Source organism: Ensifer sp. 22460, assembly GCF_052044935.1.
In the GTDB taxonomy this organism is placed as follows: domain Bacteria; phylum Pseudomonadota; class Alphaproteobacteria; order Rhizobiales; family Rhizobiaceae; genus Ensifer.
Window position 1 is genome coordinate 83,083 of record NZ_JBQENZ010000004.1, and the last position, 18,179, is coordinate 101,261.

Here is an 18,179-nt window from a genome sequence, read left to right on the forward strand (position 1 = left end):
AAATCCGTGACGGAGCGAAAAATGATCCACAGGGCAAGGTGACGACAATGTTCAGGAGGCCGGATCATGCGCACGACGCAGCCATACGCCCACTCCGATTGCCTCTTCCATCCTCTACGATGATCCCGAACGGCAAATCTTTATCTCTCGCCCTCCCCTGCCACGGGTGACGGCCGAAGACACGCTTTCTTGTCCACAACTAGCAACCCCGGCAATTCAGGGCATCGCGCGATCCAACACAAAAAAAAATCATAAAAACGATACAAATGCTCTTGCGGTTTTTTTCGGTTACGCCTAGATCACGGCCACCGACGCGGCGGACTGATCCGGTCCAAACGCGGAAGGGCGATTAGCTCAGTTGGTAGAGCGCCTCGTTTACACCGAGGATGTCGGGAGTTCGAGTCTCTCATCGCCCACCATTTTCCTTCTCCTCCCAATTCATCGCATAAGACAGCGACCTCGCGGCGTTAGAACCTTGTTGCGTTCGTGACTGTTCATAGGCCGAGAATGCGTTCGCTCCGGCGGCGCCTATCTGTGCCACGATAGCGCTGATGTTGAGCGGCGCCTGTCGGGGACAGAAGCGGCTGTGCCTGACAGCCGCCGTCAGCCATGCACTCCCCATCATCGACGTGACCGGCCGTTCCTGTCGGTCAGCTGATTCTGTCGCGTGGCACTACGCCCCGCGATACTGTTCGTCGGTCACATGCTCCAGCCAATCCACAGCCTTGCCGTCGAGCGCTTCCTGAATCGCAAGATGAACCATTGCGGTATCGGGCGCGGCACCGTGCCAGTGTTTTTCGCCCGGCGGGAACCAGACCACGTCGCCGACGCGAATCTCGCGCACCGGGCCGCCCCAGCTTTGCGCGAAGCCGCGGCCGGCGGTCACGATCAATGTCTGACCAAGTGGATGGGTGTGCCAGGCGGTGCGGGCGCCCGGCTCGAAGGTAACGCTGACGGCGCGGATCCGCGCCGGATCTGCGGTCTCGATGACCGGATCCTGTCGCACCGTACCGGTGAAATACTCAGCCGGCGCGCGCATCGAAGGTCTCGACCCACCGGGTATGATGTCCATCTCTCGTTCCTCCGGGTTTTTCGTTTGCGGCGCTTCTTTTCAGCGAAAGCGCGTCACGGCCAACAGGCACCGCCACGCCCGCGAGCCTATCATAACCTGTGGATTGTCACAGCCGGGCAGGCACTGCGGGCGATCTCGCAAAGATGTTCGTGGTGCGTCAGATAGATCACCTGGCCCACGCGCGCCATTTCGGCCATTTGCTCGAAAGCGCGGCCAGCACGTCCGTCGTCGAAGGTCTCCATGATGTCGTCGGCGATAAAGGGCAGCGATTCGCGTGCTGCCGCGATTTCGTGATAGCCGGCGATCCTGAGCGCCAGATAGAGTTGGAATCGGGTGCCCTTGGAGAGATCCTTGGCAAGTTTCGATCCGCCGCCAGCGGCATTGGCGATCAGGAACTCCTGCCCCTTGTCGGACTGCGCCGACAGGCCGGAATATTCTCCACCACTGATCCGGCTGAAGGTTTCGGAGGCGCGGCGCATCATTGCGCTGCGGTGGCGCTCGCGGAAAAGCCGAAGCGCCGTCTCCGCTGCGATGACACCGGCCCGGAGCCGCAGATAGGCAAGCGCCTTGCTCTCGATGTCGAGCAGCAGCGTTCGCCGCTTCTGATCGAGCTCGGCAACCGTGTCCCCGCCTTCGACATCGGCAAGCGCCTTCTCCTTGCCGCGCATATCCGTGTGCAACTCGCTGACTTCGCGGTCGCTGTCTTCGAGCGCCGCATCGAGCCGCGCCAATTCCAGCAGGACCGCGGCCGCATCGAGCTCTGCGAGCAACGCCTCGGCCTGCTGGCACATGGAAACGCCCAATCGGGAAGCGATATCCGCTTCCAGTTCGGCGATTCGCTGGCGCAGGCGCCCCTGCTCGCGCGCGGCTTCGAACTGCTGCATGGCATCGTCGACCGTTTCACAGTCGAAAAACTCGAGGACGAGGCGCCGGCGCGCTATATGGAGCTCTTGCTCGGCACAGATTGCGCGTCGCTCGTCGTCCAAGCGGGCCAGCTCCGACAGGAATGTCGCCCGGCGGTCGGAAAGCCGATGGGCCTCGGCAGCACGCACCTTGAGCGCCGTGAACGTTGCGAACGTATCGTCTGTCAGCGGTCCGCCGGCGAGGTCGGCGATGGCACGTTCGAATGCCGCCTGATCCTTGCGCATCCCGGCGACACGATACTCGAGATCGGCCTTGCGCTGTACGAGCTTGTCCAGGTCCTGCAGGACCGTAAGCATCGCGCCAATCTGCTCCGGAACAAGCTGTTCGCTGCGTTCGGCAAGCCAACTCTTGGCAAGAAGCGTATTCCACTGCTCCTGCCACGTGGCCATTTCGGCTTCAGCAAGATCTAAGGTCGAGCGGCGGCCTTCAAGAACCATTGCGCTGCGCTTTGCCGTCTCGCGGGCCGCGTTGCGGGCGGCGGCCGCGGTCTGTGCCTGCGATACGGCTCGCTCCGCGATCTGCAGGAGATCGTCGAGCCGCTCCGACAGCCCTGCTTCTATGCCGATGCCGGCAAGTTCGTCGCTGAGCCCGCGAATCGCTTCGGCCTCCTCCGCATGCGCCCGCTCGAACTCCAGACGGACAGGGCGCAATTGCGCGCGAAGTTCGAGCGCCGAACTCCGGATAGCGAGCCAGGCTTCCAGTTGGAGCAAGCCCGTGACGCTCGGCAAGCCGCAGGACGTGACGACGACTTCCAGAGACTGCGCCTGGAGCGCCGCCTCCTCACTGCATCGCTGCTGCTGCTCGCGCAGCGCCGCAAGGCGGGCGCGTCTCTCGGCGATCGAAAGAGACAGGCCGCGCATATCGGCAAGCCGCGCCGTTTCGGCGAGGCGCAGCGCGGTAACTTCGTCATCCCTACCCATCGCCTCTTCGAAAGCGACAGCCGTTTCCTGAAGAAGCCGGCCCTTGTGCCGCTCCCAGGCCTCGTCACGACGGCGACGCAGTGCCGCGGCCGAAACATCGTCCAGAGTGCCGCCAACGGCGGACTGCGCGGCCAGCCGCGCCTCCTCGCCCACAAGCAGCTCCTGCTCGCCGGCAATGCGATCGGATACGCGCGCTTGCCGCTCTTCCAAAGTGGCTGCGGCCCTACGCAACGCCTCAAGCGCTCCAGGCGCTGGAACGCCGAGCGCCAGCAGATCGTCGGCGCTTCCAGCGAAAGGCTTCAGCAGCAGCAGCTTGTCGGCAAGTTCCGCTTCCAGCCGATCCAGAGATTGCGCGGCGGCCTGTTTCCGAAGCAGGCAGTCACTGCGCCGCAGCAGCGTCAGTCGCCCCGAAAGACCGGAGGTGTCCGCCAGCCCCCCTTCTCCATCAATCCGCACCAGCTCACATTCAGCGATCCGTTTTTCCTCGGCCGCGGCTTGCACTTCGTGGTGAGCCGAAGCGCACCGTTCGGCCAGTGCAGAATGTCGGCGCGCCAGATCCTGCAGTCGCGCGCCGACCCCTGCCGGCAGCAGCAGATCGGCAGGATCGCGGTCAGCGGGTTCGCCAAGCCGCAGCAGGCAACCGACGATCTCCGTCGACGACCTCGCCAACTCTTCCAATCGCGACGGCATATCGCGCGCGGCCGTGACATAGCGCGCATCGAGGGCCGTCTCCTGCAGCGCCGTCAGCCGTTCGGCCAGGCACAGCCCTTTTTTGTCGAGCGGAAGCTCTTCCAACGCATTGCGGCGGTGCTGCATCTCGCTTTGGTTCTGCCGAAGCCTGACCTCGATCTCCGCTTCCTGGCGGCGAAGCGCCGGCAGCTCGGCTGCCCACTCGGTCGGCGGGACCGGCAGTACCGGCGCGCTCGCCAGTTCCATGCGAAGCGCACGCAGCCGGCCAAAGTGCGGCAGGGCCTCGATCTCCGCCTTCAGGCGAGACTGCGCGACCCGAAGTTCGGCGCGACGTGTGATCGCTTCCTCATGCCGGTCGCGTGCTTGCGCCAGCGTCTTGCGCAGCGCCGCATATTCGCGTGCGTTGATGTCGAGGGCATTTCGCTCCGCCCTCAGGGCGTCAAGCTGCGCCTTCAGCTCTGCAAGCTGATGCTTGCGCGCCTGTGGCCGGTAGAAGGCGTCGGCCTGGCCGCGCAAGGCGGCAAGGATCGCCGTACTGTCCGGCAGGCCGGAGCTTGCGGAAAACAACAGCGACCCAAGCTCTCCCTCGCTCTTCAGGATCGCCTCGCCGCCCTTCTCGATGCTCTCGTCATCGAGCGAAAACATCGTCTGATAGGTGTCGCGGTCGATCGCGCCCAGCACACCGGAGAAGAGATTGTCGGGCAAGGGTTGATCGTCGGGGCCGACCAGCGAGTTCGACTTGCGTTTGACCCGGAACACGCGGTGCGTCCGATCAGCCGCCTCGATGGTGCCACCGACCCGCATTGTCGGATAGGGATGCAGGAACCCATAGGGGCTCGAGTGCTCGATCCCGAAGAGCAGATCGAGGAAGCCCGAGAACATCGTTGACTTGCCCGCCTCGTTCGGCCCGTAGACGATGTGCAGGTCGGGCACGCCGGCCACGCTCTCACCGAAGTCGAGGCGGCGATCGGTGAATTTGCCATAGCGGACGAGATCGAGCGCGCTGAGCCGCATCAGTGGATGCCCTCGCCGGAACCGCTGCCATGAAGATGGGCAAGCACTTCCGTGCCTCCCGACGCGCTGGCCTCGAAAGCGAGGCGCTCGATCGCGTCTTCATCGGGTGCCAACGCCTGGCGCAGCTCAGGGGGCAGTTGTTGCAGCAGATCTTCCACGGCTGCCCGGACTTCCTGGCGAAATCCGTGAGCCGGCAGAACATCGGCCTCGACGAGGGCCACCAGCTCATCGACCGGATCCAGCATTGCACCCGCTTTTTCCACCAGGGGATTGCCGCAGGCGAGTTCCAGCTTCTCGATCCAGCAACCGACGATGCCGGCCGCGATGTTGTCGATCTCGGCGCGCAGCAAATCCGTGTCGCGGCGAAGGCGCCAGGCCAGCGGTGTTGCGCCCGTCAGCGTTACGCGCAGGATCACATTTTCCGCCGGCGTATCCACAGATGTCCGCACAAGCGCCTGCCTGACCGCATCAAGCACGTCGCGCCACTCGGAGAGGCCGGTGATATCGACTGGCAGGCGCTCGAAACTGGCGATGCCGATCGGCAGTTCGGTAATCTCCGCCCGGCCGTCCTCATCGATCGCCACCAGCGTCACGCTCTTCACACCGGCTTCGTTGACGTCGCGGCCCTGCGGTATGCCGGGCATGACGACGAAGGGGGCCGTTGCATGGATCTGGCGTTGATGGATGTGGCCGAGAGCCCAGTAGTCAAAACCATGTGCCACGAGGTCGGCGGCGCTGCAGGGCGCGTAGAGATCATGGCCGGCCGCACCGGCAAGGCTTGTGTGCAGCATGCCGATGTTGAGCGCCCCCGACATCGGCGGCTGAAAGGCCGGCAGCAGGCTTTCCGGCGCGTGCGGGCTGGCGAAACTCACCCCGTGCACATAGACGTCGCGCCCGCTTGCCAAGGTCTTGGCAAGAACGGCCTTCGCTCTGCCTTTGAACACATGCGCCGAAGGCGGCAAAGTGAGCTCGTTGGTGACCTGCGACTGGGCATCGTGGTTGCCACGGATGATGAACGCCCGGATCCCCGCCTCATCCAGCCGGCGCAACTCCCTCCCGAGAAACAGCGCCGTGTTCATCGACGTCTGGCTGCCATCATAGAGGTCGCCTGCAATCAGCAGCGCATCGACCTTTTCGGCAATGCAGAGATCGACGATCTTGACGAAGGCGCGCCTGGACGCGCCGCGCACGATCTCCGCGAGGTCGGCGTTTCTAAGGGCGAGGCTGCGGAGGGGCGAATCGAGATGAAGATCTGCGGTATGGACGAAGCGGAAGGGCATGGCCGACCATGGCCCGGCAGGCCGGCGCCCGTCAATCAGTGTCGACCCTTCATCCACGTGGGAGATTGGTCGGCTGCAGACGAGCATTCTTCAGACCATCCAAGTAAAGCCAAGACTAATACAGAACATCTCCGCAGAGACTGCCGAAAACGAATGATCAACAGCACGGCCGGAGTACCTGCAAATATCAGATTATACTCACTTTAATCGATTAGGGTTTTTGTAACATCTTGTTCGCTAGGTTTCCGTCGGCTGCGCTCCCAGCGCATCCAGGCACCGGAATGATTCCTGCTTCGGCATCCGCTCCGTCATGACGATCAAGAGCCGGAACGACTTCATCAAGTACAGCTTTTATGGACGGCCGTCCTTCCGGGGGGAACCTATGTCACGACTCAAGATTTCACACACGCTCATTGCCCTCTTCCTCGTGGTCGCCGTCATCGTCGCGGCGCTAGCCGTCTCGTCGCTCGGCGGCATCAAGATGATGAACGAGCGCAACAACGAGATCGCCACCACCTGGCTGCCGCGTGTCTCGCTTTCCCGCGCGCTCGAAACCCAGCTTTCCGATACGCGCATGGCCTTTGCGCGCCACCTGATCTCGCTGACGCCCTTCGAAAAGAAGGCCGCGGAAAAAGTCATCGGCCAGACCGTCGAAGGCTTCAACAAGCTCGCCGACGACTATGCGGCGCTGATGGTAACGGACGCCGACAAGGCCGCGCTGGAAAAGGTACGCGCTGCCTATCAGGCCTACCTTTCCATCGCCGATGGCATGGTCAAGCTCTCCAACAACCTCGAGAACATGAAGGCGCAGAGCGTCTTCAAGGTCGAGATGCGGGAGACCGAGCAGAAGGTCGACGAGGCGATCAAGGAAGTACGCGCGCTCAACGTCGCCGGCGCCGACGCCGCGGTTGCAGCAAGCTCGGCAACGCACGACCAGATCCGCATGATCGAAATCGCAGTCATCGCCGTCGCGGCGATCATCGTGCTCGGCGCCATTCTCTATGCCGTGCGCGGTATCGCCCGCCCGATCCAGATCATCACCCGTTCGATGGCGCGCCTTGCGGAAGGCGACACGGACACCAGCATCCCCTACGGTGCCCGCAAGGACGAAATCGGCGAGATGGCCCGTGCCGTCGAAGTCTTCCGTCAGGCGGCAATCACCAACCAGCAGCTCGAAGCGGATGCCCAGACACAGCGCGCCCAGGCTGAAGCCGATCGCCTGCGTCTGACCGAGGAAGCCGAAACGGCGGCACAGCGCCGCCTCCAGGAAGCGACGGCCGGTCTTGCTGGCGGCCTGCGCCGGCTTGCCTCCGGCGATCTCGCCTTCCAGCTCGACGAACCTTTTGCACCGGACTTCGAGCAGCTCCGCCACGACCTGAACCAGGCCGTCGCCCAACTGGCCGATACGCTTGCCGCCGTTTCGGCCAGCTCCGGCAGCATCGACAGCGGTGCGCGCGAAGTCAGCCAGAGTGCGGACGACCTGTCGCGTCGGACCGAGCAGCAGGCAGCCTCACTGGAAGAGACGGCCGCTGCGCTCGACCAGATCACCGTCAATGTCGGCAATTCGTCGAAGCGCACCAACGAGGCCCGTGCCGTCGCCGGCCAGGCAAACGAAAGCGCCCGCAAGTCCGGCGCCATCGTCTCGGGCGCGGTCGATGCCATGGGCCGGATCGAGCATTCGTCGAGCCAGATCTCGAACATCATCGGCGTCATCGACGAAATTGCATTCCAGACGAATCTTCTGGCGCTGAACGCCGGCGTCGAAGCAGCCCGCGCCGGCGATGCCGGCAAGGGTTTCGCCGTCGTCGCTCAGGAAGTCCGCGAGCTTGCCCAGCGCTCGGCCAATGCGGCCAAGGAGATCAAGGACCTGATCCGCAACTCCGCTGTCGAAGTCGAAAGCGGCGTCCGGCTCGTGCGCGAAACCGGCGAGGCTCTCCGCACCATCGAAGGCTTCATCGTCACGATCAACCAGCACATGGATGCGATCGCCATCTCGGCGCAGGAGCAGTCCGCCGGACTGTCGGAGGTCAACACCGCCGTGAACCAGATGGATCAGGTGACCCAGCAGAACGCAGCCATGGTCGAGGAAGCCAATGCCGCAAGCGCCACGCTTGCCCAGGAAGCCGGCCGCCTGCGCGAGCTGATCGCCCGCTTCACGCTGGAAGAGGCTCAGGCCTACGGCTACGCGCCGTCGGCCGGCTCGACACGCCGGGCGGCATAACCACGACGCACGCCGTGCTTGGTTTTTCGCGGGCGGGTTCGAGACACGAAATTCTTGACAAACCGACAGAAACAGCCGCCGGAAACGGCGGCCGTTTCTTTGCCTCCAAGTGCTTACCGTGAAGTCTCAGAGGTTTCTGTCGACAAAGGTGGCAATTGTAACTATCACTAATGTTACTGCCATTTCACATGGCACCTCATGAAATTCCAGCGACGATCATGAAGAAGACATTTGAAGTTTCCGATAGACTGTTCGAGCTCTACCACCGGGTTCACCGGCTGGTGAACGAATCGATGACCGAAGAAGGCGTGTCGCTGGCACGCAGCAAGTTCCTCTTCTTCCTGAGCAAGCTCGGTCCCTGTCGCTCGACCGATATCGCCTGTGCGCTGAACTTCGCGCCGCGCACGGTCACCGAGGCCATCGACGGTCTGGAACGCGACCGCCTGGTGATGCGCAAGCCCGATCCCGAGGACCGGCGCGCCAAGATCGTCTCGATTACCGAAACGGGTCGCGTCGTGCTTGAAGCCGCAGAGCATCCACGCAAGCAACTGCTCGAGGAAATTTTCTCGGCGCTCGACGACGAGGAACTCGATGCCCTCTACGACATCGTCGGCAAGCTGGTCGACAGGACGGATGAGATCCGCAAGCGCAAGGATGAGGCCGAAGAAGCGGCGGCGCAGGTCGCTGTCGCCCGCTAGTCGCTATTTCCTACCAGTCCGAAACAGAAAGAGGCCGGGACATCATGTCCCGGCCTCTTCCGTTTTCTCCGGGCGTTAACGCTTACATCGCGTTGATCGCGCCAATGGAGAAGAACAGGGTTTCGCCGGAGGAGTCGTCGACACCGTCATTGTCGGTCACGACATAGCCATTGCCGGCTGCATCGACTGTGAAGCCCTCGACCTTGTCGACGACATAGCCGTTGAGCGCCTTCAGGTCGGGAATGAGGTCACGAACCTCCTCCTTCTTGACGACAGGCAGTTCGCCACCAAGTGCTGCCGGCTTCAGTTCCGTCAGCGCGACGCGGTAGATCTTCTTGAGCTTGGCTGCCTGGCCGATCAGGTTGTCGCGCTCGATGATGTAGGCGTAGTCACCATGAACGGAGATTTCCGACAGGCCGACCCAGCCGTCACCGGCCTTTTCCAGGGGGTAGCGCACGGCACCCCACTCTTCGCTCTTCGGCTTGTAGGAGACGAGCTTGACGAAGCCCTTCTCGTCGTCCTTCCATTCGCGCTGAACAGCCATCCACAGCGTCTGGTCGTCGCCTTCGCCAACAACGGTGATGCCTTCGAAGCCGAAGCGGGTTTCGCCGGCGCGCAGCGCCTCAGGCAAAGCGATTTCCTTCTTGATCTCGCCCTTCTTGTTCACGTGGAAGAGCGCGTGGCTGTAGAGCTTGTCGGAATTGCCTTCCGATGCGAGCCAGAAGCCCCCTTCCCCGTCATTGGCGATGCCTTCGATGTCGAGCTTCTGAGCCGGTGCGCCGTCACGGGTGATGGCGAGCGTCTCGGTGATCAGCGCCGGCTTCTGGGTGGCGTCGATGGTGAAGATCGTCGGCTGCGACGAGAAGACCGAGTCGTTGACGGCGCGCAGGAAGCCCGGCTTGTCCGAGACGGCAGCAAGACCGGAGAGTGCACCGAAGCCGATCGGCAGCCCGTCCTTCTCGGCGGAGTGGATCTGCGGATAGGCAGCTTCGCCTTCGCCGCGCTCATAGATCATCACATGCGAACGCGCGCCGCCGTCCTCGACGAGGTCGACTTCATTGGCGGTCGCAAGCAGATTGCGCGACGGGATCGCGACGGCGCCTTCCGGCGAGATGCCCGACGGCAGCAGTTGCAGCAGTTCGGGCTCCGCACCCGTATCCTTGTAGACGCCGACGACGGAAGCGCGCTCGGCGAGCAGGAAGAACAGGTTGTCGTCGCCGAACTTGGCCGCTTCCAGCCCCTCGGGCTCCGCGCCCTTGGCCGACGAGCGCTTTTCCGGGTAGTGGCCGATCGCGGCAACGGCATGCTCGAAGCTCGCGCCCGATTCGTAGAGCACCTTGCCGGTGGTGTCGAAGATCGTGAAGCCGCGCGAGCCGCCTTCGTAGTCACCTTCGTTGGCAACGACGATGCGGTTATCGTCGAGCCACTTCACCGCATCGGGCTCGCGCTTGCGGCCCGGCTGCTCGTCCTTGAAGGCGATGGCGCCGTTGCGCTTGATGTCGATATCCTTGAGGTCGACGGTGCCAGCAGAGAAGTGCGTCTTCACCGTCGCAGTCTTGCCGTCGATGACGACGATGTGGTTGTTCTCCTGCAACGTCAGCGCAATCTCGTCCTTGCCGTTGAAGGAGACGAATTCCGGCTCCGGATCTTCGCCAGCGATTTCGGCAAGACCCGTCAGCGTCACGCGCTTCAGCGAGCCGCAATCGGCAACGCCGTCCTTCAAGGACAGGATCACCAGATCGCCGGCCGGCATCTGCGGGATCTTGCCGTCGTTCACTTCCTCGTCGCGCTCGTTTTCAATGGCGATGGCCGCAAGCGTACGGTCCTTGTTGACGGCAACCGAGTCCGGCTGACCGCCGAGATCGCAGGTCGCATCCACCTTCTTCGACGCCAGGTCGATGATTGCCAGAAGACCGGAAGGCTTGACGAAGCTTTCGCGCGTGTTGACCGCAACGAGCGCCTTGGCGCCGGCAACGGTAACGGAGGTCGGCTCACCGTCGAAAGAGATTGTGCCGGCTGCCTTCGGCGCCTTGGCATCGGTGATGTCGATCAGGCCGACGCGCTCGCCCGGGCTGTCGGAGTAGATCAGCGTATTGCCGTCTTCGCTGGCCGTGATGATCTCGGCGGACGTCGGCGCTTTGCGCGCGTCACCATCAGGCAGATTGTCGGCAACGGCAAAGGACGCAATACGATTGAATACAGGTTCAGCCGCCGCAGGAAATGCCACCGAAGCAAGAAGGACGGCCGCGAACGCGGTCACGCGCGAAGTAATGATCATTGAAATCCCCCATGGAGAATACTGAAAACATGGGGGTTCTGCGCGACTGCGATGACAGCCGAATGACACCGGCCGGGTTTTACACCGTTCAGGTTGCAACAGCCTCCCGTTCGCGCCGACTCTCGTTGCGCATGATGAACAGTGACGCGCCAAGGATCAGGACCGCACCGAACCAGAGATAGCCTGTCGGTGCGTAACCGAAGACCAGCCAGCCGGCAAAGACATTGAGCGGCAGCTTCAAATCATCGAAGGGCTGCACATAGGCGGCGTCGGCAACCGTATAGGCGAGCGTCAGCAAATATTGCGCGAACACTGTCATGACCCCGGCGAGCACGAGAAGGCCGAGCGCCATGCCCTGCGGCACCGCGAAACCGGCCGTGAGCGCAATGGCGCCATTGATCGGGGTCAAAAGGACAAGCAGCCAGATGGTGATGGTTTCGGGACGCTCGCTGCTCGTCAGGCTCTTGGTGATGAGCGACGAGGCGCCCCAGAGCAAGGCGGAGAGGATCGGCAGCAGCGCTGCCCAGGTGAAGCTGTCCGACCAGGGTTCAAGAATGATCATCGCACCGGCAAATCCGACCGCGGTCGCGGTCCAGCGGGCCGGACCGACGCGTTCGCCGAGAAACAGGCGAGCGCCAAGGATGATGAAGAACGGCGAGGTCATCACCAGGGCAATCGCCTGCCAGATCGGCACATGCGCAAGGCTGGAGACCCAGGCCCCGACGCCGAAGGCCGCGAGGGCCACGCGCACGACGTGGCGCCACGGGTAATCGGTGCGCATCGCCGAAAGTCCGACGCGCCGCAGGAACGGCAAAGAAAAGAGAAGGGCGAAGGCATATTGCCAGAAGGCCGTGGCGGCAGCGGGAAAGCCGAGTTTCATCGTCAGCCATTGGGTAACGACATTGAGCCCGGCGAAGGCAATACCGGCCAGCACCATGAAGCCGGCACCGGCCATGGCGCGCGAGGAGGACAAACCGAGGGAAGTCTGATTCATGTCACGCATCCTGAGAAATGGACAAACACAAATCAGGACGCATGAGCGCACGGCACGACGCCGGGCAGCCCTGCTCTTCGTGCCGACGACCATTCTCTTTCATCCGGACTATGACCGTCGGCTCCGGAATTGCACCGGATCTGCTGACCCCTTCCCCGCTTCAAGAGAAAGGCGCTCGCGGGCTTGGGTCACCGCATGATGTTGCAGCGCCCTTACCGCCGGTGGGGATTTTCACCCCGCCCTGAGAATGGGCAAGCCGTAGAGCAAATGGCAGGAGGCCGCAAGGGCAGCCCCCCGGAATGCGAAAGGGTCCGGCTTTCGCCGAACCCTCGAATACCTGGACTGCCGGCCTCGTGTCCGGCCGCCAAGCAAATCTGATCAGCCGTTGACGGCGTCCTTCAGGCCCTTGCCGGCCGTGAACTTCGGCACGTTGCGGGCCGGGATGTCAACTTCCGCACCCGTGGACGGGTTGCGGCCCTTCGAGGCTTCGCGGCGCGAAACCGAGAAGTTGCCGAAGCCGACCAGGCGAATGTCGCCGCCGCTCTTCAGCTCGCCCTGGATGGTCTCGAAAACTGCATCAACTGCAGAAGATGCGTCGGTCTTGGAAAGTCCGGCCTTCTCAGCAACGGCAGACACGAGCTCATTTTTGTTCATGTTTCCACCCCTTTCAGATTGGTTCGAAACGACTGTGTTTTAAGCCGCGGCGGCTTGCGCATCGCCCGCGTCTTGCCTTTCCCAATTGCGCCTAATCCCTTGGAATGCAAGGCTTGCAGGGCGCTTTTACAACAAAAAAGACCGGCCAGAGGCCGGTCTTCCCAATTTTTCTGCAAAATGGGCGCCGCGTGAGGTCGCTGCGCCCATTCACCGGCACTTTTTAGTGGGCGATCGAGGTGCCTGCTTCGTCCTGCGAATCAACCACTGCGACGGTTGCCGGCTCCCTTGCCGGGTCCCATTCGATCGGTTCCGGCATGCGCGCCAGAGCGTGTACAAGCACCTCGCCCATCCGCGAAACCGGGATGATTTCGAGCGCGTTCTTCACGTTATCCGGGATCTCGGCGAGATCCTTCGCGTTCTCTTCGGGGATCAGCACCTTCTTGATGCCTCCCCGGAGCGCTGCCAGCAGCTTCTCCTTGAGACCGCCGATCGGCAGCACGCGGCCGCGCAGCGTGATCTCGCCGGTCATCGCGACGTCCTTGGAGATCGGGATGCCGGTCATGATCGACACGATCGCGGTTGCCATGGCGACACCGGCCGACGGACCATCCTTCGGCGTCGCACCTTCCGGCACGTGCACGTGGATGTCGCTCTTGTCGAACATCGGAGGCTCGATGCCGAAATCGATCGCCCGCGAGCGGACATAGGACGCCGCCGCCGAAATCGATTCCTTCATCACGTCACGCAGGTTGCCGGTGACCGTCATGCGGCCCTTGCCGGGCATCATGACGCCTTCGATCGTCAGCAGTTCGCCGCCGACCTCGGTCCAGGCAAGACCCGTGACCACGCCGATCTGATCGTCGCGTTCGGCTTCGCCGTGACGGAAGCGCGGAACACCAAGGTAGTCGTTGATGTTGTCCGCCGTGACTTCGACCGTCTTCGTCTTGCCCTTGATGATCTCGGTCACCGCCTTGCGGGCGAGCTTCATCAATTCGCGCTCGAAGTTACGAACACCGGCTTCCCGCGTGTAGGTCTGGATGACCGCCATCAGGGCTCCGTCAGTCACGGAGAACTCCTTCGGCTGCAGCGCGTGGTCGCGGATCGCCTTCGGCAGCAGATGCCGCTTGGCGATCTCCAGCTTTTCCTCTTCGGTGTAGCCGGCGATGCGGATCACTTCCATACGGTCCATCAACGGCGCCGGAATGTTCAGCGTGTTGGCCGTGGTGATGAACATCACGTTGGACAGGTCGTATTCGACTTCCAGGTAGTGGTCCATGAAGGTCGAGTTCTGTTCCGGATCCAGCACCTCGAGCAGAGCCGACGACGGATCGCCGCGGAAGTCCTGGCCCATCTTGTCGATTTCGTCGAGCAGGAACAGCGGGTTGGACCGCTTCGCCTTCTTCATCGACTGCACCACCTTGCCCGGCATGGAGCCGATATAGGTGCGGCGGTGACCGCGGATCTCGGCTTCGTCACGAACGCCGCCGAGCGCCATGCGCACATATTCGCGGCCGGTCGCCTTGGCGATCGACTTGGCGAGCGAGGTCTTGCCGACGCCCGGAGGGCCGACGAGGCACAGGATCGGGCCCTTGATCTTCGACGAACGCGCCTGCACGGCGAGATACTCGACGATGCGTTCCTTGACCTTATCGAGACCGAAATGATCCGTGTTGAGCACGTTTTCGGCATGGTTCAGGTCGGTTTTGATCTTCGACTTTTTACCCCAGGGCAGACCGAGCAGCCAATCCAGATAGTTGCGAACCACGGTCGCTTCCGCGGACATCGGGCTCATCTGGCGCAGCTTCTTCAGTTCAGCGTCAGCCTTTTCGCGCGCTTCCTTGGAGAGTTTCGTCTTGGCGATGCGCTCCTCGATCTCGGCCATCTCGTCACGGCCATCCTCACCGTCGCCGAGTTCCTTCTGGATCGCCTTCATCTGTTCGTTGAGGTAGTACTCGCGCTGGGTCTTTTCCATCTGGCGCTTGACGCGCGAGCGGATGCGCTTTTCGACCTGCAGGACGGAAATCTCACCTTCCATGAAGCCGAGCGCCTTTTCCAGACGCATCTTCACGCTGGTGGTCTCCAGCATTTCCTGCTTCTCGACGATCTTGATCGACAGGTGCGAGGCGACCGTATCGGCCAGCTTCGAATAGTCTTCGATCTGGCTGGCGACACCGACGACCTCGGGGGAGATCTTCTTGTTGAGCTTCACATAGCTCTCGAACTCGGAAACGACCGAGCGGCTCAGCGCTTCGATTTCGACCGGATCTTCTTCCGGCTCGCTCAGCGTGTGCGCTGATGCCTCATAGAATTCGTCGCGCGGCGTGTAGCCGTCAATCTTGGCGCGCGCGCGGCCTTCGACCAGCACCTTGACGGTGCCGTCGGGTAGCTTCAGCAATTGCAGGACATTGGCGATGGTGCCGACTTCATAGATCGCGGACGGTTCCGGATCGTCGTCGGTGGCGTTGATCTGGGTGGCAAGCATGATCTGCTTGTCGGTGCCCATGACTTCCTCAAGCGCACGGATCGACTTTTCACGGCCGACGAAGAGCGGCACGATCATATGCGGGAAGACCACGATGTCGCGGAGCGGCAGGACCGGGTAGGTCGCGCTTTCAGTCGCCGGTGACGTTTTGTTCGTCATGTCATTTCCTTTCCGTCCCGATTTCGGGCCCGTTCCCGGGAGCCCCGCAGGCACTCCCGGTTGTCATATTTTCCACATCAAAGTGGAGTGCCACCGCGTCCATTTCAAGGCTGGACGCGACACCCACCAACCGTGGCCGGGTCCTTCTGACTACGCATCATTTCTGTTGCGGGCCTTGCGACGGAGAACGAGGCTCAAGGACGCGCAACGATAAAGGTCCTTCATTGAATCGTCACATCATTGCGTTGTTTGAGACACTTTAGCAACAATCGAATTGTGAAATCTGCGCTCGGGCGCCTTTGTCTCAACAGCTAAGTGCGCGAACATGAAAAAGCCCGCACAAGGCGGGCTTCTCAAACGATAATTCGGCGTTATCAGGCCGAAACGTTGGTCTTTTCGTCCGACCGCTCGGAGTAGATGTAGAGCGGCCGCGCCGCGCCCTTGACCACCTCGTCGGAAATGACCACTTCGCGCACGCCTTCGAGCGTTGGCAGCTCGAACATCGTGTCGAGCAGGATCTTCTCCATGATCGAACGGAGGCCGCGGGCGCCGGTCTTGCGCACGATCGCCCGGCGGGCAATCTCGCGCAGCGCGTCCTCGTGGAAGGTCAACTCGACGTCTTCCATCTCGAACAGGCGCTGATACTGCTTGATCAGAGCGTTCTTCGGCTCGGACAGGATCTGGATCAGCGCATCTTCATCGAGATCTTCGAGCGTCGCCAGAACCGGCAGACGGCCAATGAATTCCGGAATGAGACCGAACTTGACCAGATCTTCCGGCTCGAGTTCGCGCAGAACCTCGCCGACGCGGCGATCTTCCGGCGAGCGGACCGTCGCGCCGAAACCGATCGAGGTCTTCTCGCCACGGGCGGAGATGATCTTGTCGAGGCCGGCAAACGCACCGCCGCAGATGAACAGGATGTTGGTGGTATCCACCTGCAGGAATTCCTGCTGCGGATGCTTGCGACCACCCTGTGGCGGCACCGACGCAACAGTGCCTTCCATGATCTTGAGCAGCGCCTGCTGCACGCCCTCGCCCGAAACGTCACGGGTGATCGACGGGTTGTCGGACTTGCGGGAAATCTTGTCGACTTCGTCGATGTAGACGATGCCGCGCTGCGCGCGCTCGACGTTGTAGTCGGCGGCCTGGAGCAGCTTGAGGATGATGTTTTCGACGTCTTCACCGACGTAACCGGCTTCGGTCAGCGTCGTGGCGTCGGCCATGGTAAACGGCACGTCGATGATGCGGGCGAGCGTCTGGGCGAGATAGGTCTTGCCGCAGCCGGTCGGGCCGACGAGCATGATGTTGGACTTCGCCAGTTCGACGTCGCTGCCCTTGGCGGCATGCGCCAGGCGCTTGTAGTGGTTGTGCACGGCCACCGAGAGGATGCGCTTGGCCTGCTGCTGGCCGATGACGTATTCGTCGAGGACCTTTATGATTTCCTGAGGGGTCGGCACACCGTCGCGGGACTTGACCATCGAGGTCTTGTTCTCTTCGCGAATGATGTCCATGCACAGTTCGACGCATTCATCGCAGATGAAGACGGTCGGTCCGGCAATCAGCTTACGGACTTCGTGCTGGCTTTTGCCGCAGAACGAACAATAAAGCGTATTCTTCGAGTCACCGCCGTTGCTTCCGCTGACCTTGCTCATTTCCACTTCCTTCCAGCACGCCGGACACTTCAAGCGAAGTATCGCGGACCACTCAATTCGCCCTGTAGCCTATCCTCACGCAGGGCTTCCGGGAGTACTTACCGCACCTGGGCGACCATGCCCGATGCGGCTGCAACGACTCTCCCAACTCATCCGAACACTATGCCCTCAGAATCCAACATAGCATTAACGGTCCATATTACCGGCTTTACCCTGACGATAAAGCCCTTGAGCCATTACAATTGTGTCACAATTACATCTATCGCGACACAAAAGCGCGTTATCAGGCCTGCTCGGTGCCTTCGATCTCTTCGCGCGAGGTCAGTACCTTGTCGACGATACCCCACTCCAGAGCTTCGTCCGCGCTCATGAAATGGTCGCGATCGAGCGTCTGCTCGACTTCCTCGTAGGTGCGGCCGCAATGCTTGACATAGACCTCGTTGAGGCGGCGCTTCATCTTCAGGATGTCGCGGGCATGGCGCTCGATATCGGAGGCCTGGCCCTGGAAACCGCCCGAGGGCTGATGAACCATGATGCGCGCATTCGGCGTGGCGAAGCGCATGTCCTTGTGGCCGGCCGCCAGGAGCAGCGAACCCATCGAGGCCGCCTGGCCGACGCAAAGCGTCGAGACCGCCGGCTTGATGAATTGCATCGTGTCGTAGATCGCCATACCGGAGGTGACGACGCCACCCGGGGAATTGATGTAGAGCGCAATTTCCTTCTTCGGGTTTTCCGCCTCGAGGAAAAGGAGCTGGGCGCAGACGAGCGTCGCCATCTGATCTTCGACCGGACCGGTGACGAAGATGATGCGCTCCTTCAGAAGGCGCGAAAAGATATCGTAGGAACGTTCACCGCGGTTGGTCTGTTCAACAACCATCGGCACCAGTGCCAGGGCGGTATCAACGGGATTTCTCATATCGAACCTTCATCAATCGGGCTCGCAAAACCTTTGCGAACCGGGAATCACGGAATTTGCCTTCTGTCCCTACATAGAGTGTCAACACCCTTCACTTCAAGTCGCGAAGCTTCGATAAGCTTAATCGAAGCGCCCTTTGCTGCGAAGTTCGGCGCTCCTCCACACATGGTTGTCAATAGAGCCTTTTTTCGCCGACATGCGCGCCGCAGGCCGCCGCGACCGAGC

At 62.0% G+C, this 18,179-nt stretch carries 11 protein-coding genes, 1 tRNA gene and 1 riboswitch; of the genes, 3 read left to right on the plus strand and 9 right to left on the minus strand.

Translation table 11 applies throughout. From position 1 onward, the window contains the following. Positions 1 to 343 precede the first annotated feature (343 nt). Positions 344 to 419: transfer RNA gene (locus ACTJKM_RS06295), tRNA-Val, on the plus strand. 254 nt (positions 420 to 673) lie between these two features. Here the strand turns inward: ACTJKM_RS06295 and ACTJKM_RS06300 are convergent. From ACTJKM_RS06300 to ACTJKM_RS06310, 3 genes are all read right to left on the minus strand, one after another. Beyond that, a complete protein-coding gene (locus ACTJKM_RS06300; protein WP_058329356.1) occupies positions 674 to 1,072 on the minus strand; it encodes a (R)-mandelonitrile lyase in 399 nt (132 codons plus the stop codon). Positions 1,073 to 1,161: 89 nt separating this feature from the next. Then, complete coding sequence (locus tag ACTJKM_RS06305) at positions 1,162 to 4,620, minus strand: ATP-binding protein (protein WP_058329357.1); 3,459 nt, start codon at positions 4,618 to 4,620, stop codon at positions 1,162 to 1,164. Beyond that, positions 4,620 to 5,900 (minus strand): metallophosphoesterase family protein, encoded by a 1,281-nt coding sequence (locus ACTJKM_RS06310; protein ID WP_113512929.1) that lies wholly within the window; start codon positions 5,898 to 5,900, stop codon positions 4,620 to 4,622. Before ACTJKM_RS06310 ends, ACTJKM_RS06305 begins: the two co-directional genes overlap by 1 nt. Positions 5,901 to 6,282: 382 nt before the next feature. On the opposite strand from ACTJKM_RS06310, the gene ACTJKM_RS06315 reads away from it, so the two are divergent. Further along, complete coding sequence (locus ACTJKM_RS06315; RefSeq protein WP_058329358.1) at positions 6,283 to 8,121, plus strand: methyl-accepting chemotaxis protein; 1,839 nt, start codon at positions 6,283 to 6,285, stop codon at positions 8,119 to 8,121. Positions 8,122 to 8,339: 218 nt separating this feature from the next. Further along, the gene (locus ACTJKM_RS06320) at positions 8,340 to 8,819 is read left to right on the plus strand and encodes a MarR family winged helix-turn-helix transcriptional regulator (protein WP_058329359.1); all 480 of its coding nucleotides are present in this window, start codon (positions 8,340 to 8,342) and stop codon (positions 8,817 to 8,819) included. 82 nt (positions 8,820 to 8,901) lie between these two features. Here ACTJKM_RS06320 and ACTJKM_RS06325 read toward each other — a convergent pair whose 3' ends face one another. The 6 genes from ACTJKM_RS06325 to ACTJKM_RS06350 all read right to left on the minus strand — a co-directional run bounded on the left by ACTJKM_RS06325 (position 8,902) and on the right by ACTJKM_RS06350 (position 17,954). After that, positions 8,902 to 11,097 carry an esterase-like activity of phytase family protein gene (locus ACTJKM_RS06325; protein WP_058329360.1) on the minus strand — a complete coding sequence of 732 codons (2,196 nt, stop codon included), beginning with the start codon at positions 11,095 to 11,097 and terminating at the stop codon, positions 8,902 to 8,904. A gap of 88 nt (positions 11,098 to 11,185) precedes the next feature. Then, the gene (locus tag ACTJKM_RS06330; RefSeq protein ID WP_192494661.1) at positions 11,186 to 12,100 is read right to left on the minus strand and encodes a DMT family transporter; all 915 of its coding nucleotides are present in this window, start codon (positions 12,098 to 12,100) and stop codon (positions 11,186 to 11,188) included. A gap of 78 nt (positions 12,101 to 12,178) precedes the next feature. Further along, positions 12,179 to 12,344, minus strand: a riboswitch (FMN riboswitch). A 125-nt stretch (positions 12,345 to 12,469) separates the two neighbouring features. Continuing rightward, entirely contained in the window at positions 12,470 to 12,745 is a 276-nt protein-coding gene (gene hupB, locus ACTJKM_RS06335; protein WP_057252351.1) for a DNA-binding protein HupB, read from the minus strand. 220 nt (positions 12,746 to 12,965) lie between these two features. Continuing rightward, the gene (lon, locus tag ACTJKM_RS06340; protein WP_057252354.1) at positions 12,966 to 15,386 is read right to left on the minus strand and encodes an endopeptidase La; all 2,421 of its coding nucleotides are present in this window, start codon (positions 15,384 to 15,386) and stop codon (positions 12,966 to 12,968) included. A 374-nt stretch (positions 15,387 to 15,760) separates the two neighbouring features. Next, positions 15,761 to 17,038, minus strand: a complete 1,278-nt coding sequence (gene clpX, locus ACTJKM_RS06345) for an ATP-dependent Clp protease ATP-binding subunit ClpX (RefSeq protein WP_034803621.1) — start codon at positions 17,036 to 17,038, stop codon at positions 15,761 to 15,763. 283 nt (positions 17,039 to 17,321) lie between these two features. After that, positions 17,322 to 17,954, minus strand: coding sequence for an ATP-dependent Clp protease proteolytic subunit (locus ACTJKM_RS06350; RefSeq protein WP_057252356.1), 633 nt, complete (start codon positions 17,952 to 17,954; stop codon positions 17,322 to 17,324). Between the last annotated feature and the right edge of the window lie 225 nt (positions 17,955 to 18,179).